Source organism: Rhizobium anhuiense bv. trifolii, assembly GCF_024346605.1.
GTDB lineage: Bacteria > Pseudomonadota > Alphaproteobacteria > Rhizobiales > Rhizobiaceae > Rhizobium > Rhizobium anhuiense.
Genome location: NZ_CP098801.1, coordinates 319626 through 342518, shown reverse-complemented (window position 1 = coordinate 342518; position 22893 = coordinate 319626). Strand labels below are relative to the sequence as shown.

Sequence of the window (22893 nt, the reverse complement as noted above, 5' to 3'; positions counted from 1 at the left end):
CCGTTCTCCGCCGATCGACGAGTCATCCACTTTGATAGCGCAGGCGTGGGCCGATCCGAAGGGCGCGCCCCCGAAACGATTGCCGGAATAGCAGCTGTCGCGACTGAGGTAATCGTCCGGCTTGTCGCTTCAGCATCAGGTCATGACACGCGGGGTCAACGACGCGACGAATTTTTATCCGGCTGGGGTGTTCTGTGGCAAGGCGTCGATTGCAAGGATTGCGGCGCATGCCCGTCCAGGACGACCGTGGTTAACCACAGAAGCTCTCCTCACCCAGAGCAATCTGCACTTGGCAGCGCGTTCTTTCCCAAGGCGAAGGATCCGCGCATGCCGATCCTGGTCGCCAGGCGCCCATGACGTGATGCCTCTCCTTCGTTCACTCACAGCAGGCGCCGGACGCCAGGCTGATCCTCTATCCTGATGCGGGTCACGCATTCCTGTTTCAGGAGATCGAGGATTTTGCCGTAAAGATCTATCTCTCCTCGCCTGAGGCCGCAACGTCACAGCCGTTCTAGGCAATACCCGGCCCCGTGCCGGGCTTTTATGTCGTCAAAAGGCCCATGTCCTGATTTGCCGTTTTTATGTCATTTGAGCCGCGACAGTCAGCACGCATAGTGAACCCATCGACGGCGCCATGGCGGCACGAGATTTGAAAGAGAAGGACGATTCCATGCAGATGACCGGCAACACAATCTTCATCACCGGCGGAACCTCCGGTATTGGCCGGGCGCTCGCCGAGGCATTCCATGTGCTTGGCAACAAGGTCATCATCGCCGGCCGGCGCAAGGCTCTGCTTGATCAAGTGGCTTCTGCCAACCCCGGCATCGATGGTGTGGAGCTCGACATCTCGGACGCGGCCGACATCGACCGTGTCGCAGCACAGCTGGTCCACGACTATCCCACACTGAATGTCTTGATCAACAATGCTGGCATCATGCCGTTCGACGATCCTTCCGCGACCATCGATGACAGCGTGTCGCGCCGGATTCTCGACACCAACCTGCTTGGCCCGATACGCTTGACGTCCGCGCTGATCGAGCATCTGAAGGCCCAGCCCCGCGCGACGATCATCCACAACACCTCCGTCCTTGCCTATGTGCCAATCGCGACCAACGCCGTCTATTCGGCCGCGAAGGCCGCGCTGCATTCCTACTCTCTGTCGCAGCGCTTCATGCTGAGAGATACGAGTGTCACCGTGCAGGAAATCGCGCCGCCGTGGGTCGATACCGATCTCATCAAGAAGAGCGGCGATCCTCGCGCCATGCCGCTGAATGCCTTCATCGTGGAAACCATGAAGGGTCTTGCGACCGATGCGCCGGAGGTTTTCGTCGAGGGAATCCGCGCGCTGCGTGACAATCCCGGTCTGAACGAACACGCGCTGGTCAATGGCTTTAACGCCGAGATCGCCGCAAACCCGATCCCCTTCTGAGATCTCCATCCCGTCAGTGCCAGAGCCCGCAGACGGCGGGCTCTGACGTCAAGGAGCTTGAAAGCCATGTCTGCGTCGCTCGCCCACACCTCCCACGATAGATTTGTTCGCGCGGGATTCCTTGCGCTCGGGAGCTTCGCCATCGGCACCGAGGGTTTCATGATCGCGCCGCTCTTGCCGGTCATGGCCGAGGACTTCCGCATGGCCGTACCGGCGGTAGCCCATTGGCGTTCAACACGTCAACTATGTATTTTGGTTCTCCGTGGGAATCGGGCTTGGCGCAGCCGTCCTAGGCATGGGCGTCATCTGGGATATCGGCCTACTGGCGGCCTCGGCGGAACTCGTCGCCTTCGCAGTGAATGCCGTCTTCGTCAGCAAGCGATGACTGCGATCGACAGATCGGACGCTTTCCTCCTGTCACAGCAATCGCCACATCCTCATCCCCTCGCCCACCGGCGATCATTTCGCCACGGAAACAGCTCGAAAGGAGCAATCCTATGACCTCTCGTATCGACACTCCGGCCGCCACCGCTGCGACCGGCGAAACAGCCGATGTCTTTGCCGCGACCCGCAAGTCCATCGGCATGGTTCCCAACCCCTATGCCGCCGTCGGCAGCCTCAACACCTCGGCCCTGCAGGCGATGCACAAGTGACGACTTTCGTGCTTCTCGATGTGCTGGCGGCCGTATCGCCAGGCACGTCCTGAATTGCAGTCTTTACGTCATTCTGAACAGGCCTGCCAAAACCTATCCTCTACGAACACACATCCAGCAACGGATGACGCAAAGGAACTGATCATGAGCACGACCCTCGAGACGGCCCCGACACTCCGCGTTCAAGCTGGCGGCATCCGCTTCGCCTACCGCAAGCTTGGAGCAGAAAGTGGCGTTCCGCTTGTCTTCTTGCAGCATTTTACCGGAACCATGGATGCCTGGGATCCGCGCGTGGTCAATGCGCTTGCCGCCGACCGGCCTGTCATCGTGTTCAACAATGCAGGCGTGGGGACATCCACCGGCAACGTTCCCGACACCGTCGAGCAGATGTCTGCCGATGCCGAAAGCTTCATGGCGGCGCTTGGCCTGACCGAAGTCGACCTTCTTGGGTTCTCGCTCGGCGGCTTCCTCGCCCAGGTGATCGCTGCCGGTTCGGCGGTCAAGGTTCGGAAGCTCGTTGTCGCAGGTTCCGCCCCCGGAGGCGGCGAGGAACATCTCCTGCAGGTGGTTCAAGAAGCATTTTCGAAAAACGCCCGGGACGTGCGCCTTCCCCTCTTCTTTACGCCGAGCAAGGCGAGCCAAGCCGCAGGTTCCGCCTTTGTCGACCGCGCGGCCGCCCGCAGCCAAGGCCGCGACCCCGAAAGCGGTGATGCCGTGAGCAACCCGCAGGCGGCCGCGATCATCGCGTGGTGTGCAAACAAAGATGCCGACCACGCAGCCTTGAAGGCCATCCGCCAGCCCACCCTTATCGTGCATGGCAGCGACGACACGATGTTTCCGGCAGTCAACGCCTACGAGATGTTCAAGCACATGAGCAGCGGAACATTGATCATCTATCCAGACTCCGGCCACGGCGCTCTCTTCCAATACGCCGACACCTTCGTCGCGCACGTCCAGACCTTCCTTAACGCCTGAACGCTCATCCGCATCCATTCGAAGGGCCTTCTCATGAACACGCTTGCGCAGAAGATCATCGATGCCCATGGCGGCCTCGACACCTGGAAGACATTCACCGGCCTCACTGCGCATCTGAAGCAGGGCGGTGCGCTCTGGGACCTCAAGGGCCATGGCGGCAAACTCGGCGAGACCAATGTCACGGTCGGGTTGGGCGATGAATGGGCGTCCCACCATCCGTTCGGAGCCGATGGCAAGGTTACTCTGTTCCGGCCCGAGAAGGTTGAGATCAAGGACAGCTCGGGTCGGGTGCTTGAGGAACTGGAAGCCCCCCGCGCCTCATTCGCCGGCCACACGCTCGAGACGCCGTGGACGGACCCGCAGCTAGCCTACTTTGTCGGGATTGCCATGTGGACTTATCTCAATATGCCGTTCCTTCTGGCCGCTCCTGGCGTCGTTAGCGAACAGCTCTCCGACTGGAGCGAGAACGAGGAGACTTGGCAGCGTCTCAAGGTGACGTTCCCGAAGGGAATCGCAACCCACAGCACCGTCCAGACGCTTTACGTGGATGCGGACGGTCTGCTGAAACGGCACGACTACGACGTGGAAATCGCCGGCAACACGCCGGGTGCCCATTACATCGACGGCTACACGACGGTATCGGGGATCAAATTCCCAACCGAACGGCGCATTTTTCCGCGTCAGGCCGACGGGACATCGCTTCCGGAACCTCTCGTCGTGTCGATCGACCTTTCCGACATAACGCTGCGCTGAACGCCAGTCGGCGATAGCAATGCTGCCCGCCCCTAAGGAAAACGTGATGTATGTTCCTGAAGTCAGTCTGGCCGTCGCCATGGCAGCGATCATGGCCGCAGAGACCAAGGCGACCGAGATCGGCGTCCGGGTGGCCATCGTCGTGCTTGATCGCGGCGGAGAGCAGATCGCCATGGCGCGTATGGACGGCGCCTGGCCGGGGGCGTTCGATCTGGCCTTTGGCAAGGCTGAGACGGCTCGATCGTTTCATGCGTCCTCTGCCGCATTCGTCCCGATGATCCAGCCGGGCGCGGGTCTCTTTACCGTCGGGAATGCCTGCGCCGGCAAATATGTCATCCTTCCCGGCGGCCTTCCGATCGAACTGGAAGGGCACGTCGCAGGAGCGGTCGGTGTGAGTGGCGGCTCCGGGGAACAGGACGCGCTCATTGCTCGAAGCAACTGTCCTCGAGCAAGGAAAAACGTGACCACCAGACACTGGCCGCAATCACAACGGTTGTTTGTCCGCAATGACGAAGGCGACCGGGTTGGGGTTAGCGCATCGAAAAGGATCTCCGTTATGACGACTGAATTGCTGATGCCGAGAACTGCCTCCTTTGTTGACATCGACGGCCTTAAGATCCGATTGGTCCGGTCGCCTTCGGACACAGGTCTGCCGGTACTGATCACAGCGCCATGGCCCGAGAGTATCTATGCCTTCAATCTCGTCTGGCCTCGGATCTGCGCCTTGGGTCCCGTCACGGCGGTCGATCTTCCAGGCTTCGGCATGTCCGAGAGCAGGCCGGATCTGATGTCGCCCGAGACGATGGGTCAGTTCCTCATCCGGACGATGGATGAGCTTGGCATCGAACGCGCGCATGTCGTTGCGCCGGATGTCGGTACGCTGGCGGCGCTCTTCGCTGCGAGCAACAATCCGGAGCGCTTTGAAAGCATCGTCGGCGGCAGCGGTGGCATCAGTCTGGAGCTTCTGGGCGAACCGTTGCGGCAAATTGTAGAATCATCAAGGGACGACTTTGCCGGCTCGGATGGCGGCGAACAGGTCTATCAGCTGGCCAAGACCATGGCGCGGGGCCCCATCCCGGAGGTCATTCTGGAGGATTACCGGGCGTCTTCCAAAGGGCAGCGCTGGAACGAGGTCGCGGATTTTGTGCGCGCCTATCGTCGCGACCTTCCCCGATTGGCGGAGTTGTTGCCGACGATAGCGACACCGACATTGGTGGTTTCAGGAAAGGACGACCCGTACGTTCCGCCATCGAACGGGCAGTTTCTAAATCATCGCATGCCGCATTGCCGCGCCGAAGTGATCGAGGCCGGTCACTTCGTCTGGGAAGATGCAGCTGAGACCTATGGGAAGCTCATCTCTGAGTGGATCACCGGAAGCTATCGGGACATCTGAACCATCCCACAAACAGAGTAACTGTTCACAAGCCGCAGCAGCCTGTCAGGGTCGTCGGCAAGGGCATTGAACGCGATGAAAGCGGCGGACTGCCATAACCGTTTTCGCACTGGGCGGGTTTCAGCTCTTGAGCCATTACGATCCGTCGCCCGTTTAACGCAAACGCCGGCGGCCCGCTTAGGCTGGCCGCCGAGCTTCACATGAATCTCTTCATGATGGACTAAGCCAGTCCTCCGCTCAAGTTCGGAAGGCTATGCGTCGCCCGAATGAGATCAGCCGCCCGCTCTCCGATGACAACGCAAGGTGCCATCGTATTTCCAGTTGTGATCCGCGGCATGATCGAGGAGTCTGCGATGCGCAGGCCATCGATGCCGTAGACCTTGAGCTCGCTGTCGACCACCGACATGCTGTCGCGTCCCATTTTGGCTGTGCAGGATTGATGCCAATAGGTCACGGCCGAACGCCGGATAAAGTCGATCATCCCCGATCGGTCGCGCCCGCCCGGAGCCGCCTCGCCTGTCACCAGTGGCGAGAAGGCATCACTGTTTCCGAGTTCGCGACACAATTCCACCGCAGCCAAGGCAGCCGCCATGTCTTCCGGCGCGCTGAGAGAATTCGGTTCGATCAGGATAGGGTCATTTATATTGGGGCCGGAGAGCCGCAGTCGACCACGGCTTTTTGGCTGGGCGAGACCGCTAAACATCGTCCAGCCATGTTGCGGTGTTTCGAGGCCCGTCTCGATCGGGGACGGCACAGCGAACTCCAACTGGCACTGAAGAATGTCCGGCTGCGCAAGCCGCGAGTCGGTTTTCCAGTAGAGTTTTGCTTCGCAGCCGCTACCACCGACGGCTTCTGGTTTTCGATATGCCCACGTGCACCCGAATGCGAGATGATCCTGATGATTGCGCCCAACGCCAGGTAAGTGTTGAACCACGGGAATGCCGTGGGCTTGCAGCTCACCTTCCGGACCTATGCCGGACTGCATCAACAATTTCGGAGTGTTGATCGCGCCTAGCGACAGTACCGTTTCGCAACGCGCCGTGAATTGATGCCGCTGAGCATCGATGAGAACCTCGACCCCCGTCACGCGCTTGCCATCGAAAATGAGGCGCGTGACCAGTACGTCGGTCAGCACAGTCAGGTTTGGGCGCGACATGAGCGGGCGGACATAGGATCCAAAGACAGACTCCCGCTTGCCATCCCGGATCCGCAGCTCAGCGATAGATGCGCCGCCCGGGCCCTCCATCATTTCACCGTTCGGGCTATCGTAGACGGGAATGCCGATAGTGGATGCCGCACTCAACAAGGCCCCCGCGATCGGTTGGGGCGCCTGCGGCTGCGCTACGTAGGCCGGTCCTCCCACGCCGCGACGCGCTGGGTCCGGAGCGCCCTGCCAATCTTCGATCCGGCGATAGTAGCCGAGGATGGACTGATAGCCCCACGCGTCATCGCCGGCTTCAGCGGCAAAGTAGTCCCAATCTCCCTTGTGTCCTCTGGCCCACACCATGACATTGATGCTCGAACCGCCACCGAGCCCTTTGCCCATGCTGAGAGGAAGACGTCGACCGTCCAGGCCAGGTGCCGGTTGTCCGACAAAACCCCAGTCCCGGACCGAGCCGAGATTGAGCGGCCACTGCGCAGGGTTTGTAACGGTCTCGGCCGCATCGTCCCCGCCTGCCTCCAGCAGCAGGACACTTGCGTTTTCATTCTCTGCCAGTCGTGCGGCAACAACGGAGCCGCTGGACCCGGCGCCGCAGACGATGAAGTCGAAAACAACATCGACCTCGCTCTGAGGAATGGGCGGATTTTCGGGTGCCTTCTTGTCATGACTATTCGGCTTCACGTGGTTACCTCCGTGAATGGATTGAGGAAAATTGCAAAAGTGTTGGGGAATCGGGCAATGGATCCTTGTCCGAGATCGTGCGGCCTTTTATGTGCTCGCTTTGCCCGACCCCGCTCGGTTCGACAGCCCTTGCTCGTCGTCATCGGGACAGTGCGGGCTGTCCCGATGAAACTGCGTCTGTCATTACTTCTTCGCTGAGACAGCCGTGGCTGCCTGAGCAATGGTATCCGCGACCACCGTCGGCTGCGTCATGAACAGGGCGTGGCTCGCTGACACCTTGGTGATCTTCGCCTTGATGCGTTCCGCCATGTGGATCAGCATGGCCTGATCGAATGCCTTATCCTCGGTAGCAATCACAGCCCAGCTGGGCTTGGTGTGCCAGGCAGCATGTTCGAGCTTCGTGCCGAACGCTGACATGTTGATCGGGACTTGCGCATCCCTCATGAACGCAACATCCGCATCGCTGACGTCATGAGCGAAACCAGCCTTGAACTTTTGCGGACTGACATATCCAAAGCCATCCTTCGTGGTCTCGATGACGAATTCCGATGCGGGAGCAAATCCTTGGTATTGTTGAGCCGTTGTCTCGCCTGCATCAGGAGAGAGAGCCGAGACGTAAACGAGGCCTGCAACCTTTGCATCAATTCCAGCTTCCGTGATGACCGTGCCGCCCCAGGAATGACCAACGAGAATGACCGGACCATCCTGCCGTTCCAGCACACGTTTGGTAGCCGCGACATCGTCTTCGAGAGATGTCAGGGGGTTCTGAACAATGCTGACGCGATATCCACGCTTCGTGAGAATGTCGTAAACACCCTTCCAGCCAGAGCCGTCGGCGAAGGCGCCGTGGACGAGCACAACGTTTTTCACGGACTGGTCTTGAGGAATGGTGTCGCCGGCGTTCGCCGGCAATGCGGCTGCGGACAGTGAGGCTGCAGCAGCAATTGCGGCTACGGTGGTCGTGGTCATGCGTGTCATGGCTGTCTCCTCGTTAATTGCGATAACTGTTATCGCGATATACATAAGCTGCCAGACTTTAGATGGCGCGTCAAGATAATTCTTATCGCGATATTTAATTTTGCTGTTGCATAGGTTATATAGAGATCCACAGGAGCTCAGAATGACCGAACGCCATAACGACCCACCCCCCCTGCACGACCAACTGTGCTACGCGATTTACACTGCCGGAATTGCAATCCAGCGCGCCTACAAACCTCTTCTCGACGAGTTGGGCCTGACGTACCCGCAGTACCTCGTGCTCAATGTGTTGTGGAGCGAAGATGGGCAGACGGTGGGTGCCATTGCCAACGCCCTTGCCCTGGAATCCAGCACGCTGACGCCGCTTCTAAAGCGCCTTGAGATATCCGGCCTGTTGCGCAGGACGAGAAACCTGAGCAACGAGCGCCAGGTGTTGATTGCTTTGACCGACGAAGGCCGGGCATTGCAGCACAAGGCTGGCTGTCTCAGCGATACCTTGCTTGCTGCCTCGACCCAGACACCGCAGGACTTGGCCGCTCTGAACCGCGACGTGCGTTATCTGCGCAACGCGATCTACTCCCAGATCGGCGGGTGGGATGCGCCGACCTGATTTGCCGTGCATGTCGGCGCCTAGGCTGTTGGCACTGTCCCTCCATCGATTGTATATTCGGTACCAGTGATCGACGCAGCGCGGTCGGAGGCGAGGAAGGCAATGAGGTTTGCGACCTCTTCCGGCTTTGCCGGCCGCCCCAGCGGAATGCCGCCCAGCCCGTCCATGATCATCTTTTTGCCTCCCTCAAGGTCAGTTCCCGCCTGCTTCGCCAGGCGCTCGGCAAGATGGACCGAAGCTTCCGTTTCGATCCAGCCTGGCGACACCCGAACGACGCGAACACCTTTTGGCGACACTTCCTTCGACATTGCCTTGCTGTAGGTGGAAAGTGCTGCCTTGGCTGCAGCGTAGGCAGTCGTCGATTCCGGAAGCGGCAGAACCCTCTGGATGGATGTCACATGCACCACCACACCGTTTCCCCGAGCGACCATGTCCGGAACCAGTTGCCGATCCAGGCGAACGGCCGGAAAGAGGTTGAGCGACAGCTCCTTATGCCAGTCGTCTTCCGACAATGCAGAAAATCCGCCTCCGGCTGCAGAAGAGCCACCCAGCATATGGACGATGACGTCGACGCCGCCATGGCGCCGCCGCGTGGCCTCTGCGACGATTGCACATCCCTCTTCGGTGGTCAGGTCGGCCTCGACGAACAATTCTTCCGGCAGGTTTTTCGGGCGGGCCCGCGCTGTCGTCAGCACCTGCGCGCCGAGTTCCCGAAACAGTCTGACGGTCGCGGCGCCTGTACCCTTGGTTCCAGCCGTAATGAGGGCACGTTTGCCCCTCAGGTTGAGAAAGTCGGTCATGAACGGATCTCCAGCCTGACGATCCTGTCGTCCTTGATGGTGAAGTCGTGGGTGAGCATCACCGGGCTACCGGGAAAGTGGCCGCTCACCCTCGCCCGGACGAGTGCCTTGTCGCCTTCAACCATGAATTCCACGGGTTCTGCACGGTATTGGGTGGCCTTCTTCGCAGCCACCCACCATCCACGGATTGCAACAATGCCATGATGACGCGCATTTTCGTCCTCGACCACCGCTTCAATTGCAAAGGTGTTCAACAGCGTATCCACGTCGCTGCGGCTGTCTGCGTCAAAGTAATTGTTCACAATATCGGGCATATCCATCCTGTTTCTCCTCATGATCTGACCCGATAGTTAGCGCTCGACCATTGCACGAATAAGTGGGATAAACCGGCATGCGATATTGAACAGATCGGGACAATGGAACAGGCCAGCCTGAAGGAACTCGAAGCGGCCGCCGCGATCGCGCGGCGCGGGACATTCCGCGCAGCCGCCATCGATCTCGGCATGTCCACGACCGCGCTGAGCCACACGATAGGCAGGCTTGAGGCGGGACTGGGTGTGCGATTGTTCAACCGCACTACGCGCAGCGTGTCGCTGACAGATGCCGGCAGGATCTTTGTGCAGCAGGTCGCGCCATCGCTCCAGGACCTCCATGCCGCTCTGGATCTGGTACGCTCGCAACGCGAGACACCTTCCGGAACGATAAGGATCAACGCCGCCCCGTTTGCCGCGCGCGCCATCATCTCACCGCTCGTGCTTGAGTTCCTGCGCCGCTATCCCGACATGAATATCGATATCGTCACCGAAGGAAAAATGGTCGATATCGTCAAGGACGGTTTCGATCTGGGTGTCAGGGTTGCAGGCCTCGTTCCCAGCGACATGATCTGCGTTTCGCTCGGCCGCCCTCAACGACACGCCGTGGTTGGTTCTCCTGAGTATTTCGAGCAGCATCGCAAGCCCGTGGTTCCTCCTGATCTTCTCAATCACAGATGCATTCGTGTTCGGTTGCCGGACGGCTCCTTGTTTAGATGGCGTTTTGAGAAGGACGGCGAGCAAGTGCAGATTGATGTGCGGGGACCGCTTGCGCTTGATGAAGCCAGCCTGACAAGGACTGCGGTGCTTGAAGGTGCCGGCGTCGGCTATATTTTTGAACAAGACATTCTTCCGGAAATCGAGGCGGGGCGCGTCATCCGTATTCTGGAAGATTGGACGCCCCCGTATCCAGGGCTTTGCCTGTATTATCCCGGGCGCCGAAACCTCTCGGCCGGAGTCAGAGCGTTCTTGGAATTAGCTCGTGAACTCTCGCGACCGGCAGCCGGGTGAACCCGTCGTCGACGGCGACGCGGTGAAATGCGATGGGCGGAACATGCGGCTGCTAGGAGAAGGCTGTCCGTTCGGGTATTGATACTGGCCGAGCGCGGCCTGAAAGCGGTGTTCAGCGGCGCGGGGACAACACACCTACGCACTTCAAGCTGTCCGTGTACTTGCTCGGCGTCTCGCTCTCGTCGCTGACCGACGAGCAGTCCAGCGCCGGGACCGAGGGGAGCCCGCAACTCGATCTCAAACTTAACAGGACCAAGGCGCCGAAAACGAAAAAGCCTGCCGCGGGGGAGGTGCGGCGAGCGCCTGGCAGGATTATTTCGGTCGGCAGGGCGTTCCCTCGAACAGGCGATCAAGCGGCTCGCCAAGAAGCAGGCCGCTTGAACGCGCAGTCCGTCAGACACCATAGCGCCGATCGAGTTCTTTCAGCGCGAACTGTACCTCATCGATCGAAATCGGCTCTGGCGTTCCCGGCACCTGCCGCAGGGCCGGCTTCGAGTCGATAGCGTAAAAGTCGGAGGCCCAGGCCGCGAGGATCGCCCGCTTATCATCGACGGAAAGAGCCGGCTCTCTCACCACATCGATTGGCCGCTGAAGCTGCATACCCTGAAGCAAGACCGCGGGTCCCATCGCCATCGCGTTGCTGGCCGCCTGCTGCAACATGTCGTACGTCATCGGACCGCCTCACTGTACGTGTGGATCCCGGTCACGCCGCAAGCGTGAGGCCGCGAACATATTGGTGTCCGGGGCCAGCAGATCGTGTTTCTCGGCGAAGGCCAAAAACAGGCCACGCGCGGTTTCTGCTTCAATCTCGCCACACAGTGCCGCACTGCAGGCTTTGAGGGCAATCGCATGCGCGCTGTCCCTGAGTGACGTCGGCCACTCGGAAAGATGCCGGTAGGCATCCATGACGTTGCGAACCTCCGCTGGGTAGCCAAGGCCAACGAGAATGGAAACAGGCCGTCTAAACATATCGGGTTTCATCGCTCTCTCCTTCCCAACCCGGAATGTTGATGGGGCGCCGACGTGGCGGCGCCCTCGTTCTGCGGTCAATGCGGGTCAAGCTGCCTTCTGCGCCTCGATCTGCGCCGGGGCGGCCGAAGGCACCAGAGCAGGCTCGGTCTGGATGGAGATCTTTCGCGGCTTCAACGCCTCCGGGATCTCGCGAACCAGATCGATCGACAGGAGACCATTGTTCAGATCCGCTCCGTTGACCCTGACATGGTCGGCGAGTTCGAACCGGTGCTCGAACGGCCGGGCGGCAATACCGCGATGCAGGTAGCCCTCGGCAGCCGCCTCCTGCTTCTTGCCGGTCACGGTCAGAAGGTTGGACTGGAAGGTGATGTCGAGATCGTCCCGGGCGAAGCCTGCCACCCCGATCGAAATCCGGTAGGTGTCGTCGCCGGTCTTGACAATGTCATAGGGCGGCCAGTCGCTGATCGACCGGGCGCGCTGGGCGTTTTCCAGAAGATTGAAAACTCGGTCGAAGCCGACGCTCGAACGGTAGAGCGGTGCATAGTCGTAAGATGTTGCCATAGCCATATCCTCCTTGAGCAACATGGATATGGAAGCGCCGAAAGCGGCGCTCCCAGCGAGGCCAGCCCTGATTCAGCAGCTGGCGGCAATCGATTTGGTTTTTGAGAATTTCGGATTCAAGAGTGGCGGCAGAAAAAAATTGCTCGTTTTCGGCTTCTGCCACCAGCTCGATCCAACTCATAAACGACTGCATTATCCTGAACTTCGCGCAAGGTGTTTTAGGATGCGTGACGCATTCGCCGTCGTCGGTCCAGCCCCGGAATTCGATCTCGACAATCAGCATCGGCTGGGCGAAGACGTGGCCGCGACGAAGCCGCAAGCAGCAGCAGCCGATGCCGCCGCGCGGCGAGCAAGACTTGGCACCAGTCGCACGCCTCTTGTCCGGCGAACCCGGATCGGCCGCTCAGTCGTATCCCCCAAGAAGCGCCTTTTCGATCGATCGGGTGTCCATCAAATGCCAAGATCAGCGCCCAGCAACGCCTCCTCGCGAATTGCGTGCGGAATGACTGTCTGCGAACGCCCATTTCATCCCTTTGTTCCTGTGACGCCGTCGGAGCCCGTGAATACAAGCCGAAGAGCTACGAAAAATCTTGAGGGGACCAACTTGACGGGCTCGATTGCCTGGAAGGACGGAAAGCCCCTGCCGCAGCTGCACCCAACCATCAGTTGGCGGTGGAGGTCGGGCGTGGTTCGATGAAGACCCATGTCAGGATCCTACCATCCCGCCTTGAACGCGTCGACGCGATCGGCGCCAACGTCCTGCAACTCGGTCCGGCCGGTTTTGACACGAGGCTGGCTGCGCTGCCTCGTTTAGTCGCTGATAACGCGGCGGGGGATGGACAGTCGAATCGAGAGTCCATCAGGCATCCACTCGCGCGAGATATCGACCCCGACGCTCTTTCCGATTATCTGCTCAAGCCGGCTTCCAAAACCGATCGAACGTGGCTCTGACGTAGGCTGTAGAGGACCACTGCTCTCCAGCCAGACGATCTCGAGGGTCTCGCCCTTCACCGCCGCTGCTATCTCCAGCTTTCCCTCTTCGACGGACAGCGCTCCATATTTCGCGGCGTTAGTCGCGAATTCATGGAACAGCAGCGCGAAGTTTGTAATTTTGGTGCCGCTGATGTCGATGTCATCTCCGATCAGCTGCCAACGATTGGCACCGTCCCGCTCATAGGGCGCGAGAATATTCGACAGAAGCTGAAAGAGGGTGGTCTCCGGAGCGCCGGTCGCCTCTTCACCGTTCAAACTCGGCAATGTCATCTCATGCGCCCGAGAGAGGGCCATCAACCTGTCCTTCATCCCCGCAGCGAGATCGGCAGTCGTCTTTGCCGTCCTTGCAGCAAGGGTGATGATGCTGCCGGTAATGGCAAACAGGTTTTTTACCCGGTGATGCATCTCGCGCATTAGAAGTTCCTGACGCTCGGCGGCGCGCTTACGCTCCGATATATCGCGGGCAATTTTCGATGCGCCGATGATCTTTCCGTTGCCATCCCGAATAGGCGAGATGGTAAGAGAAATATCGATCAGGGTACCGTCTTTACGTCGTCGTATCGTCTCGAAGTGGTCGACGCGCTCGCCGGCTTGGATGCGGGCGAGAATGGCGGGTTCCTCGTCGAGGCGATCGGGTGGAATGACGATCGTGATCGGGCTGCCGACAGCCTCGTCTGCCATATAACCGAAAAGACGCTCAGCGCCCTTGTTCCAAGTCGTGATGACTCCGCTGAGGCTCTTGCTAACGATCGCGTCGTCGGAGGATTCGACGATCGCTGCGAGGAAAGCTGCAGCATTATGTCCGTGCTGCGCAGCTTCTATGTCGGCCTCCAGCTGTCGCAAACGGAGCTGGGCCTGGGCCTCGTGTTGCTGGTGATCGGAAATCGACATTTACGCCCCGTCAATAAAACGCATTTTGAAGAAATCGAGACGGTCGCGACCGCCAATGCACCGCGACCATATTCGCTAAACACCACTAACAACAGTTAGAATAATATAAGGGTCGCAAATCCGTATGACGCCGTCCGAACGCGAGATCGCAGGCAAAATGCCTTCGCGTTGAAAAGTGCCGACCCGTTGATACCCAGCATCGAGAACACAGCCTGGAGCGTTGGCAAAGTGTCTGGCCATTACTGCGCGCCATGGAGGACGCGAAGAATACGAACCGCTGTTTCGGCAATTGCATACGCCGCGACGTACGGCGTGCCAATGACAATGATCGATCGCCACACTTGCTGGCATCAGTACTTCGCGACCGGCGCGCGGCCCTATGGACAAGAGACAAGCGCCTGAGGGCAGCGGCCGAAAAGGCGGGCGCTTGGCTATACATTTTTGTCAACAGGCCCAACTGAATGCCCAAATAGACTGCTCCTGGGGACCGGAGCAGTTTCGATCCCACGCCTGAACCATAACGAACCGGTGCCCCGTTGTATCTTTCATGTGGGATGAAGCAACTCGCTGAGTGCCCCTGCGCATGAAGAATAAAGAGCGGAGTCCGGGCTTGTGTGGGCGGCCGCCATCAAGGTGATCATCGACATCGGCAACCCGGTTGCCTCCGACCTCTCGGGGCTTGTTACCCCCAGCGGCAGTTCTGGCGGGCAGGAGACCGCCAATCGCAAGCGTTCTACCCCGAGACTATCGAACAGAGATCGAAGCCCTTATCAAGGCGTGGCGGCCTGAGATCTGGCCGAAAGCCAAAGCTAGGCAGACGTCGCAGGCAGCTAAGATTACCTCGCCGCCCTCGCGGCCTGCTGCAGCAGTTTGAAGGCCGCGTATCGCCGCCCATGCCACTCGGCATCGTCCTTGCTTGGAAGGTGCACCTCGCCAAGAGTCGACATGCTTTGCATTGCCTCGTAGACCGAAGGAAAGTGGCCGCCGGCGACCGCCGCCAGAATCGCCGTCCCCAACAGAACTGGTTCCGGGGACGTCGAGGAGGTGATGACCGTCCCGGCGGCGTCTGCAAGGACTTGTCGGACTGTAGGATCTTGTCCAGCGCCACCACTTACGACGACGGTGTCGATCGAGATGCCTCTCGCGACCTGGGCGTCCAGAATCTGCCGAAGTCCGTAGCCAAGTCCGCAGACGCCCGCCAGATACAGTCCGACGAGGCTGTCGAGGTCGGACGCCATGCCTAGTCCCGCGATCACTGCGCGAGCGTTTGGATCAGCGAACGGAGCTCGATTGCCCAGGAACTCCGGTACGACATGCAACGATCCGACGAAATGCGGTAGACGGGACGCACCGCCCAATTCGGCCGCTTCGACGGCCAGCCATTGAGTCAGGTTCATCTTGCATTCCGACGCCCGTGCAGCAGCCTCGCAGGCGGCCGGATGGTGGCGGACAAGGTGGTCGATTGCAGCGCCGGCGGCTGACTGTCCTCCTTCATTGAGCCACAGACCGGGCGCCATCGCGGAATAGTAAGGACCCCACACACCATCGACGAATGCGGGCTCGGATGTCGTGGACATCGTGCAAGCCGACGTGCCGAAGACGTATGCCATGCGAGTCTGGATATTACCCGAACCGGTCGCGCCGACCGTCCCGATGCCGCCCGCGTGGGCGTCGATAAGGCCTGCGCCGACCGCGATACCTTCAGGCAAACCCAGTTCCGATGCAGCCTCCGCCGTCAGGCCATTTCCGAGCGGAGTTCCAGCATCGACGATCTCAGTGCCAATCCGGGCGAATCCTTCCTCAGCCAAGGATCCGAGCCCAATGCCTTCGAAGTAGGACGGGTCCCAACGACGCTCATGCGCCAGATAAGTCCATTTGCAGGTGACCGTGCAGACCGACCTTGCGATACTTCCGCTCGATTTCCAGGTCAGGAAGTCAGTAAGGTCCATAAATTGCCATGCGTTGGCAAAGGTATCCAGCATATTCTCTGCAAGCCAGAGAAGCTTGGGGGTTTGCATTTCGGGCGAGATCGTCCCACCCACGTAGCGGAGCACATCTGCTCCTGTCTGATTTATCCGGTTCGCCTGATCGACCGCGCGGTGATCCATCCAGACGATGATGTTGCGCTCGACATTGCCTGACGGGCTCACTGAGATCGGCTGGCCGTCCTGTCCGAGGACGACGAGAGAACACGTCGCGTCGAAGCTTATGCCCGCAACCGCGCTGCGATCAATCCCGGCATTCTCGACTGCTTTGCGAACGCTTCCGCATACGGCCTGCCAGATATCGGCGCTGGATTGCTCGACAATGTCGCCGGGCTCGCGATAAATCTCGATGTCCTGCTTCGCGGACCCGAGCATGTTTCCGCGAGGGTCGAAGACACCCGCTCGCGCGCTCCCGGTCCCGACGTCAACACCGATGAAAACCACGGGCGCGCTCTCTGGCATAGTCAACTTCCCCTATTCACGCGGCCAGATGCCGCTTGATCAACTGGACGCAGCGCCGGGTCTCTTCGATGCAGTCCAGGTGTGGATCGATGTCGGGAATCCATCCCTCGTACTCGATGTTGATGATGTGAGGACGTTCGCTGCTGCGGATCGCCGACATCATTTCAGCGATCGGAAAGTGAGGTTCTTCGCCGCTTTCGTCAAGACGGAGGAGCTTGGCGTGGACCAGTCGAGCGAGCGGCAGGCACTCCTTGAAAAGGGGAAGTTCCGCAGGCATCGGCGAGGCTGTATCCTGCCTCTCGACATCAGTGGGGGGCAGGTCTTTCGTTGCAATGCGCCACGCTTCGAAGTCGGGTACGACGGTCAGTTCCGGCCGGCTGACCTCCCGAACCAGCTTCGCGACAGCCTGCGGCGTGCAAAACGTCCCTTGCGAACGGCCTGACTCAAGCCCTATCGTCAGTTTGTAGGATCGCGCAAGTGGAACCAGCTCTTCCACGATGCGCCTGAACTTCTCCCGGCCCTTCTCGCTCATATACTGGGGCAGGGAATCCACGGGCGTCATCACCACAACCTCGGCGCCCAGGTCCGAGGCGATTTCGAAGCAATTCTCGACCTGATCGACAACCGTGTCGAGTGACGTCGTTTCAGTGGCGCCAAGCAGGTCGGTATAGAACCACATCGACGCCACTCGGAGGTCTGCGTCAAAGATCCTGTTGCGCAGAGTGTGCCGGGATCGCGGCGCTACGTACTGTGGCAGGCGGGAGTAGTCCTCGTTAATCTCGACGGCGTCGATCCCGAAGCTCTGGAGGTTGGCAGGAGGTCCTCAAGGGAGCGCCCTTCGGCTATTGTCAGCTTCTGCAGCGACCATGTGCTGACTGCGATTTCGTGCTGGATCCTGCTCATGCCGCCAACTCCATTTCATTTGTCAGATGTTGATGGAGCGTCGGCCAAAGGCAATCCACCGCCGAGTAGCGATGCGGAGTTGGGAGCGCCGAAGAGCCTCTTCATTCTTAACCCATCGGGTTTCCCGAAGTTCTTTCCGTCCAGTCGTTCGTGCCGTCGTCGACCATCTCGTCTACGAAGCCGTCAGCCTGGATCTCGCGCGCCTGCGCATACTTGGTCCGAAAAGCGGCTTTGTCGTCATCAGCCAGCCAGGCAAGGACGGTGGATTTCGCCGGCTTAGTATCATCCCGGCAGATCGAGCGGAGGCATTCCCCGTCAGCCATACGCTCGCAGATGGTGCCCACCAGGGGTTGTGTGAACCTCGTGGGTCTACCTGTCATGGGACCTGCCTTCTGATCGGCCGGGGTGCCGTAACGTGGCGTGACGTGACTCAAAAATTCGGATGTGCAGAACAATCAGGGCATTGGATCGTTCAGCGTGGGTGTGGCTAACCTGGGGAGGACAAGATGAAGCTGGTGCCATTCCACTACGCAGGCACTAACAACCCGATAGTTTACATCAACCCCGAACATGTGGTCGCCGTCAGGGCGTTCACCAACAGCACTCACATCTATGTCAGTGTGCTGGGGAAAGATGCCTCGCCGAGCTATTATCCTGTGAGAGAGACGGTCGACGATGTCGTTATGCAGCTAACCGGCTAGCATCCCGATCGGCCGGAACTTCTATACTTCCTCGATGTTGTAGTCGGATGAGCAACACAGATAAAAAAGCCACGAACGGCATGATCAAATTTGTGCTTACTATCTTCGTCATCGCGATGATCATAGCACTGGCGTATCTGGCGTTCTTCACGCCCGGACAAGTGTGAGCTGAACTGCGCGGAGTACACCACATCACCAGCAGCGTGCCGCGCTCGATCTTCCCGCTCATGGCGGCCACCATCTTGGTAGAGATCAAACCGAACGTCAGCGCCACCAGAGCTAGATGCACCCCTGCGAGGGCGTTGCGAACAAGACGGGGTATGCGAGTCAGATGGCCTTGAAGATGCCATCTTGATGCCCGGTCAGGTGAAGGTATGTTCCTCCAGTCGCGTGCAGGCCATCACCAATCCGCTGCCATCCCCGTAGATCAACTTCAATCGATCCGCTTTCCGGGACCGGAATACGAAGACGGCCCTTGCAAAAGGGTCTTTGTGCAGCTCATTCTTGATCAGCGCCGCCAAGCCGTCACGGCCCTTGCGGAAGTCGACCACCATGATCCGAACTCAGTTCGAGGGACCGCACAAGCACGTGCGATAGCGGCGATCCGGGCGGCAGACGCGCCTTCTTCTAGGCGGATCGTGACCGTCGACATTGATCTCGGGGCGGCTGGCCTTTTTGATTGAAGGCTCAGAAACAGGTGGATCGACAATGATCGCTGCAAACTCCACCGCATCGTCGGGTGCGGGCAGAACCCGTTTGCCCGGTCGCGCCATCGTTCGCCAAGTCGAGAGGTGGTCCGGCTGCAGGACGTAGTCCGGCTGCAGGACGCTCCGCGACCGCATTGACTATCGCGCCTGGCCGAAGGCTCTCCGAAACGATCTGTGCCTTCACCTCGTCCGGCCAGTGCCGGTGAACCTCACGTCCAGACTTCCTGTTTAATGAACTGATCGCGCCGGTGGCCTTCGACAGTCGCAGGACCTTCGACCATCGACCCATCTCATCTTAGGCTACGCCCTTATACAAGTTCGTACAAAAACTCGCAGATCAGTTCGGCGAGTTTTACCGCGTCGACATCGCTCATGTGGGCAGTATTCTCGATTGCGGTAACCTCGATATCATCACGGTCAACCGCTACGAGATCAAGTATTCTGGCAAACTTGATCTTAAGCTCAATGTCACTTTCGAACTCGTCAAGGGTGACCGCGAGAATGCTGTCATTTGCCTCGACCAACCGGCTTTGAATGCTCTCGGAGGAGGTAGCGAGTGTCCGAACTGCCGAGAAGAAGTGCCCTCGTGCATTGGGATATTTTGCGTCCATGTGGTTCCTTTTTCGCTCTTAGCGCAGGCCTTGGACGTGAGGCCCAACGCGGGTGTACGATCTTGGAGAGGTTTGGTCAACAAATGCTTGTCACCGCCAACTAATGCAGAAGCAGTCGTACGGGCATGGAACAAAAGCCGCAGCGCCGTTGTTCACCAGAATAGCTTCCTCATCGATCTGTCACGCCGCCAGACGGCGGCGCGCGGTCTGAAAGACGAAACATGAACCGGTATGTCGCGCAGTCCCTATCGATTGCACTCGCCCTCTTTTCGGGCAGCATTGCTCACGCCGACGAGGCCCCCTTCCTCAAATCACTGGCTGGAAGCTGGAATGGAAAAGGCACCGTCAAGGTGCGCGTTAATGCGCCAACCATTAACGTGACCTGTCGCTTCAAGTCCGCTACGACTGCCGCATCTCTGTCGCTGGACGGAAAGTGCACCAGCCTTGCCATCTTCTCCCGCGTGATCACCGCGGATCTCAAAGCGACCGGCAACAGGTACTCTGGATCCTATGTCGGCGCGGGCACGGGCACCGCTGGCCTCGGGGGACGACGCGCTGGCGACACTATCAACCTCGGGATCACCTGGGCGCAGGAAGTTAACGGCGACCGGAAAGCACAGATGACGATCGAGAAAGTCGGGACCTCGGGGATGCGTCTTACGACAGTCGATACCGATCCAAAGACTGGCAAGGCAGTGGTCACGAGCCGCATCGATCTGCGCCGGAGCTGATCTGGACCTTCATCGCAAGCTATAATATCATCGAGACCATCGGACCAAAGGCAGAAGCAGTCGAATATTTGGGCCTTAGATGAAGTCGACGAGGTTACGCGAAGATCGTTGATGACGGTGGCGAGGCCCGGCGCTCCAATCAACGGTACGACGCAACTCTGCATGCGCCACGTAAAGATCTCCTTCTCACCACGCGCCTTCGGCGACCGACTCGGGCAAGCGGACCAATCGAAAGAGCTTACTGAAAATTCCGGCTCTTGGTCTTCAGCGTGTCGATATGAAGATCCAGACGGACAGCGATCTTGGCTGTGCAGGGTTGCGTTTGAAGGCCTTGCCTTGATGGAGGCCGAACCGGCGACACGGCGTGGCTTCAACACTGGTTTCAGCAATTTAGAAACGGCTGTAAATGCACTGAGCTCAATGTCGACAAACTACGGTTGGGAGTTCAGCGCGCTGCTGAAATCATTCAGCCCGACCATCCGCATCATGGGATCAGATGGCGAAGGAAGAAAGCCGACCGCCTGATAGAAGGCTCGCGCATCATTGGAAATCGCATGCACAAACACGCCTCGTATGCCGAGGATTTCAGCGGCATTGAGCAAGCGTAAGCCTGCGTCGCGCACCAACGCTCTGCCGATCCCCCGCCCCTGATAGGACTGATCAATGGCGAGACGACCAAGCACGGCAACCGGAATTGGATCGGGCATGTTGCGCCGAAAACGGCCTGGCGCTTCCGGCTGTTTCACGGCCCCGGAAGCGAGTGCGTAATAAGCGATGACGCGATTTTCTTCACACACGACAAAGGTGCGCGATGCGCCACCTACCTGATTGGCGCGGGCGCGGCGACGCAGCCAGTCGTTCAATTCAGGGACACTGGAATTGAATTCTGACAGCTCGTGATGATCGGCCAGTGGGATGGGTGCGCTGAGAGTCACGCCTCATCCCACGGCGCTTTGGTGGACATCGTGCGTCTCAGACGCTCATTGGGCTGCGTGGGTACATCCAGTCGGGCAAGGTATTCGGCATAGATTTCGGGGCTAACCGTGAATATGGTACGGTCAAGCAGCACCTCCTCGGCACGACGCTCTGAAGCCTCCAGCATGAAATCTGTGCGCGTCTTGCCGAGCAATTCAGCGGCGCGGTCGATCAAGTTGCGGGTCGCAGGCTTGATTCGCATATTCAGCGGCACGCTGGCGTCCGGGCTTATACTTGTATGCGAGGTGGTGGGCATAGAAATCTCCGATCTCCACCCCATATAGCGTAACGTTCGCGTCGTGCCGTTTCGCTACCCTATTTCATAGCGGGTCTTGAACCAGTTCGAACTGCCGACGCGCGGTTCAGCGGACCGCACCCGCTGGTTCCTGCCGCACCAGCCATTGGCTTATGCGACGACCGCCGAACCGTTGACGAGCTGACTAACGGCAATCAGGCCAGCAACATTCGTTCCGGTGCCAAACGCTGCAATGACACCGAGTGAGACAGGGCGAAATATCCGCTGCGACCATTCAGGTCGCATAGCCAATCGCGAGATCGGTACATATGCCAAGGCAACTGCAGCGAGACCTCCTTTCGATTCCTCTGAAAAATCGACCTTAGATAGCACCGCCGAGACCGGCTGTTCTCCGATCCGACGCCAGTAGGAACTTTCATGTCGCGGCGGTGTTGTCGTTACGGCGCTGGCAGATCTGCCGCGTAAAGAAACCAAACTATGGGAGCTGACTGATGAGTGATACGGAGCAACCGGACCAACAGACGCCTCCTTCCCCGGGGAGCCCAGCTCCAGCCGCGACACCAACCTCAACCGGGCCGATCTCGTCCACACCAGATGAGCCGACGGTAGAGGCGTCGGTAGACAGCGCGCCGGCATTATCAGCCGACAGCCAGACCCTGCAGGAGCGTCCAAAAACCAAAGGCGTGGCCGATATTGTCTTCCTCGTCGACGTTACCGGCAGCATGGAACCCTGCATCGACGCACTGCGGCGAAATATCGAAGCCTTTATTGACTCCTTGAGCCAAGGCGACCCGAACAACGCCGCCCCTGTCAAAGATTGGCGCGGCAAGGTTGTCGGCTATCGTGACATTGAGGCAGCCGAAGCGGAAGGCCTGCCATGGATCGTCGACAATGAGTTCGTGCGCGATGCCAGCGCGCTCAAGGCGCAGCTTAGCACGTTACAGGCAAATGGGGGTGGGGACGAGCCGGAGTCGCTCCTCGATGCTCTTTATAAAGTTGCCTCTATGGAGGCTGTGCCGAAAGGTTCGCAGACGGAGGATCCGGCGAAATGGCGCTATAGAAGCGATGCGGCGCGTGTTGTCATCGTCTTCACCGATGCTTCATTCAAGGAGACCATGAGTATTGCCGAGGCAAAGGGCGGCTCGTTGCAAGACGTGGCTAACCTTATCATGGCCAATCGAATTATTCTCAGCCTCTTTGCCCCGAATTTCGAGGGCTACGATAGACTGAGTCAGATCGACAAGTCGGAATGGGAGGTGGTGGAATACGAAGGGCTGAACCCGCAGGAGGCGCTTCAGAAATTTACCTCCGACCCGGTTAACTTCCGTAACACCCTGAAGCAGTTGGCCGCCAGTGTATCCCGGTCGGCGGCGACCGTAGCGCTTTAGC

At 59.2% G+C, this 22893-nt stretch carries 25 protein-coding genes and 2 pseudogenes; 12 read left to right on the top strand and 15 right to left on the bottom strand.

Annotated elements, in window-relative coordinates:
* Positions 1-670 precede the first annotated feature (670 nt).
* From NE851_RS01700 to NE851_RS01680, 5 genes are all read left to right on the top strand, one after another.
* Positions 671-1429, top strand: coding sequence for an SDR family oxidoreductase (locus NE851_RS01700; RefSeq protein ID WP_183905530.1), 759 nt, complete (start codon positions 671-673; stop codon positions 1427-1429).
* Between the two features lie 497 nt (positions 1430-1926).
* Complete coding sequence (locus tag NE851_RS01695; protein WP_210203326.1) at positions 1927-2082, top strand: hypothetical protein; 156 nt, start codon at positions 1927-1929, stop codon at positions 2080-2082.
* A 144-nt stretch (positions 2083-2226) separates the two neighbouring features.
* A complete protein-coding gene (locus NE851_RS01690; protein WP_254955889.1) occupies positions 2227-3057 on the top strand; it encodes an alpha/beta fold hydrolase in 831 nt (276 codons plus the stop codon).
* A 33-nt stretch (positions 3058-3090) separates the two neighbouring features.
* Positions 3091-3810: a hypothetical protein gene (locus NE851_RS01685; RefSeq protein ID WP_254955887.1), complete on the top strand. Its 720-nt coding sequence runs from the start codon at positions 3091-3093 to the stop codon at positions 3808-3810.
* 46 nt (positions 3811-3856) lie between these two features.
* On the top strand, positions 3857-5203 hold the full coding sequence (locus tag NE851_RS01680; RefSeq protein WP_245445212.1) for an alpha/beta fold hydrolase: 1347 nt from the start codon (positions 3857-3859) through the stop codon (positions 5201-5203).
* Between the two features lie 220 nt (positions 5204-5423).
* Here NE851_RS01680 and NE851_RS01675 read toward each other — a convergent pair whose 3' ends face one another.
* Both NE851_RS01675 and NE851_RS01670 read right to left on the bottom strand, forming a co-directional pair.
* Positions 5424-7046, bottom strand: a complete 1623-nt coding sequence (locus NE851_RS01675) for a GMC family oxidoreductase (RefSeq protein ID WP_254955883.1) — start codon at positions 7044-7046, stop codon at positions 5424-5426.
* Positions 7047-7229: 183 nt separating this feature from the next.
* Entirely contained in the window at positions 7230-8024 is a 795-nt protein-coding gene (locus tag NE851_RS01670) for an alpha/beta fold hydrolase (protein WP_127429979.1), read from the bottom strand.
* Between the two features lie 142 nt (positions 8025-8166).
* On the opposite strand from NE851_RS01670, the gene NE851_RS01665 reads away from it, so the two are divergent.
* Positions 8167-8634 carry a MarR family winged helix-turn-helix transcriptional regulator gene (locus tag NE851_RS01665; protein WP_097623340.1) on the top strand — a complete coding sequence of 156 codons (468 nt, stop codon included), beginning with the start codon at positions 8167-8169 and terminating at the stop codon, positions 8632-8634.
* 20 nt (positions 8635-8654) lie between these two features.
* Here NE851_RS01665 and NE851_RS01660 read toward each other — a convergent pair whose 3' ends face one another.
* Positions 8655-9434, bottom strand: a complete 780-nt coding sequence (locus NE851_RS01660; RefSeq protein WP_097623339.1) for an SDR family oxidoreductase — start codon at positions 9432-9434, stop codon at positions 8655-8657.
* Positions 9431-9754, bottom strand: a complete 324-nt coding sequence (locus NE851_RS01655; protein ID WP_127429978.1) for a nuclear transport factor 2 family protein — start codon at positions 9752-9754, stop codon at positions 9431-9433. Before NE851_RS01655 ends, NE851_RS01660 begins: the two co-directional genes overlap by 4 nt.
* Positions 9755-9850: 96 nt before the next feature.
* On the opposite strand from NE851_RS01655, the gene NE851_RS01650 reads away from it, so the two are divergent.
* Positions 9851-10756: a LysR family transcriptional regulator gene (locus NE851_RS01650; protein ID WP_254955881.1), complete on the top strand. Its 906-nt coding sequence runs from the start codon at positions 9851-9853 to the stop codon at positions 10754-10756.
* 393 nt (positions 10757-11149) lie between these two features.
* Here the strand turns inward: NE851_RS01650 and NE851_RS01645 are convergent, their stop codons facing one another.
* The 3 genes from NE851_RS01645 to NE851_RS01635 all read right to left on the bottom strand — a co-directional run bounded on the left by NE851_RS01645 (position 11150) and on the right by NE851_RS01635 (position 12289).
* Entirely contained in the window at positions 11150-11428 is a 279-nt protein-coding gene (locus tag NE851_RS01645) for a hypothetical protein (RefSeq protein ID WP_097623337.1), read from the bottom strand.
* Between the two features lie 9 nt (positions 11429-11437).
* Complete coding sequence (locus tag NE851_RS01640; RefSeq protein ID WP_097623336.1) at positions 11438-11737, bottom strand: DUF982 domain-containing protein; 300 nt, start codon at positions 11735-11737, stop codon at positions 11438-11440.
* A gap of 75 nt (positions 11738-11812) precedes the next feature.
* Positions 11813-12289 carry an Hsp20 family protein gene (locus tag NE851_RS01635; RefSeq protein WP_254955878.1) on the bottom strand — a complete coding sequence of 159 codons (477 nt, stop codon included), beginning with the start codon at positions 12287-12289 and terminating at the stop codon, positions 11813-11815.
* 13 nt (positions 12290-12302) lie between these two features.
* On the opposite strand from NE851_RS01635, the gene NE851_RS35415 reads away from it, so the two are divergent.
* Positions 12303-12986, top strand: coding sequence for a hypothetical protein (locus tag NE851_RS35415; protein ID WP_184389470.1), 684 nt, complete (start codon positions 12303-12305; stop codon positions 12984-12986).
* A gap of 113 nt (positions 12987-13099) precedes the next feature.
* Here NE851_RS35415 and NE851_RS01625 read toward each other — a convergent pair whose 3' ends face one another.
* On the bottom strand, positions 13100-14173 hold the full coding sequence (locus NE851_RS01625) for a PAS domain S-box protein (RefSeq protein ID WP_127429976.1): 1074 nt from the start codon (positions 14171-14173) through the stop codon (positions 13100-13102).
* A gap of 338 nt (positions 14174-14511) precedes the next feature.
* Here NE851_RS01625 and NE851_RS01615 point away from each other — a divergent pair.
* A pseudogene (locus tag NE851_RS01615) lies at positions 14512-14634 on the top strand (type II toxin-antitoxin system VapC family toxin); the annotation flags it as partial.
* 375 nt (positions 14635-15009) lie between these two features.
* Here NE851_RS01615 and NE851_RS01610 read toward each other — a convergent pair.
* From NE851_RS01610 to NE851_RS01600, 3 genes and pseudogenes are all read right to left on the bottom strand, one after another.
* Positions 15010-16620 carry an FGGY-family carbohydrate kinase gene (locus NE851_RS01610; RefSeq protein WP_254955876.1) on the bottom strand — a complete coding sequence of 537 codons (1611 nt, stop codon included), beginning with the start codon at positions 16618-16620 and terminating at the stop codon, positions 15010-15012.
* A 16-nt stretch (positions 16621-16636) separates the two neighbouring features.
* On the bottom strand, positions 16637-17377 hold the full coding sequence (locus NE851_RS01605) for a sugar phosphate isomerase/epimerase family protein (RefSeq protein ID WP_245445217.1): 741 nt from the start codon (positions 17375-17377) through the stop codon (positions 16637-16639).
* Between the two features lie 195 nt (positions 17378-17572).
* Positions 17573-17903, bottom strand: a pseudogene (locus NE851_RS01600) (terminase small subunit-like protein); the annotation flags it as partial.
* Positions 17904-18029: 126 nt separating this feature from the next.
* Between NE851_RS01600 and NE851_RS01595 the strand changes: the two are divergent.
* Positions 18030-18224 carry a hypothetical protein gene (locus NE851_RS01595; protein ID WP_097623331.1) on the top strand — a complete coding sequence of 65 codons (195 nt, stop codon included), beginning with the start codon at positions 18030-18032 and terminating at the stop codon, positions 18222-18224.
* A 362-nt stretch (positions 18225-18586) separates the two neighbouring features.
* Here NE851_RS01595 and tnpB read toward each other — a convergent pair whose 3' ends face one another.
* Together tnpB and NE851_RS01585 are read right to left on the bottom strand one after the other, a co-directional pair.
* Positions 18587-18778, bottom strand: a complete 192-nt coding sequence (gene tnpB / locus NE851_RS01590) for an IS66 family insertion sequence element accessory protein TnpB (protein ID WP_143541139.1) — start codon at positions 18776-18778, stop codon at positions 18587-18589.
* A gap of 461 nt (positions 18779-19239) precedes the next feature.
* Positions 19240-19542, bottom strand: a complete 303-nt coding sequence (locus NE851_RS01585; RefSeq protein ID WP_097623330.1) for a hypothetical protein — start codon at positions 19540-19542, stop codon at positions 19240-19242.
* 221 nt (positions 19543-19763) lie between these two features.
* Here NE851_RS01585 and NE851_RS01580 point away from each other — a divergent pair, with 221 nt between their 5' ends.
* Positions 19764-20273, top strand: a complete 510-nt coding sequence (locus NE851_RS01580; protein WP_097623329.1) for a hypothetical protein — start codon at positions 19764-19766, stop codon at positions 20271-20273.
* A gap of 431 nt (positions 20274-20704) precedes the next feature.
* On the opposite strand, the gene NE851_RS01575 is transcribed toward NE851_RS01580, so the two are convergent.
* Together NE851_RS01575 and NE851_RS01570 are read right to left on the bottom strand one after the other, a co-directional pair.
* Positions 20705-21208 (bottom strand): GNAT family N-acetyltransferase, encoded by a 504-nt coding sequence (locus NE851_RS01575; protein ID WP_254955871.1) that lies wholly within the window; start codon positions 21206-21208, stop codon positions 20705-20707.
* Positions 21205-21504, bottom strand: a complete 300-nt coding sequence (locus NE851_RS01570) for a type II toxin-antitoxin system TacA family antitoxin (RefSeq protein WP_097623327.1) — start codon at positions 21502-21504, stop codon at positions 21205-21207. The genes NE851_RS01575 and NE851_RS01570 overlap by 4 nt, the downstream gene beginning before the upstream one ends.
* Before the next feature lie 491 nt (positions 21505-21995).
* Between NE851_RS01570 and NE851_RS01565 the strand changes: the two genes are divergently transcribed.
* Positions 21996-22892: a vWA domain-containing protein gene (locus NE851_RS01565; protein WP_097623326.1), complete on the top strand. Its 897-nt coding sequence runs from the start codon at positions 21996-21998 to the stop codon at positions 22890-22892.
* Position 22893 lies beyond the last annotated feature (1 nt).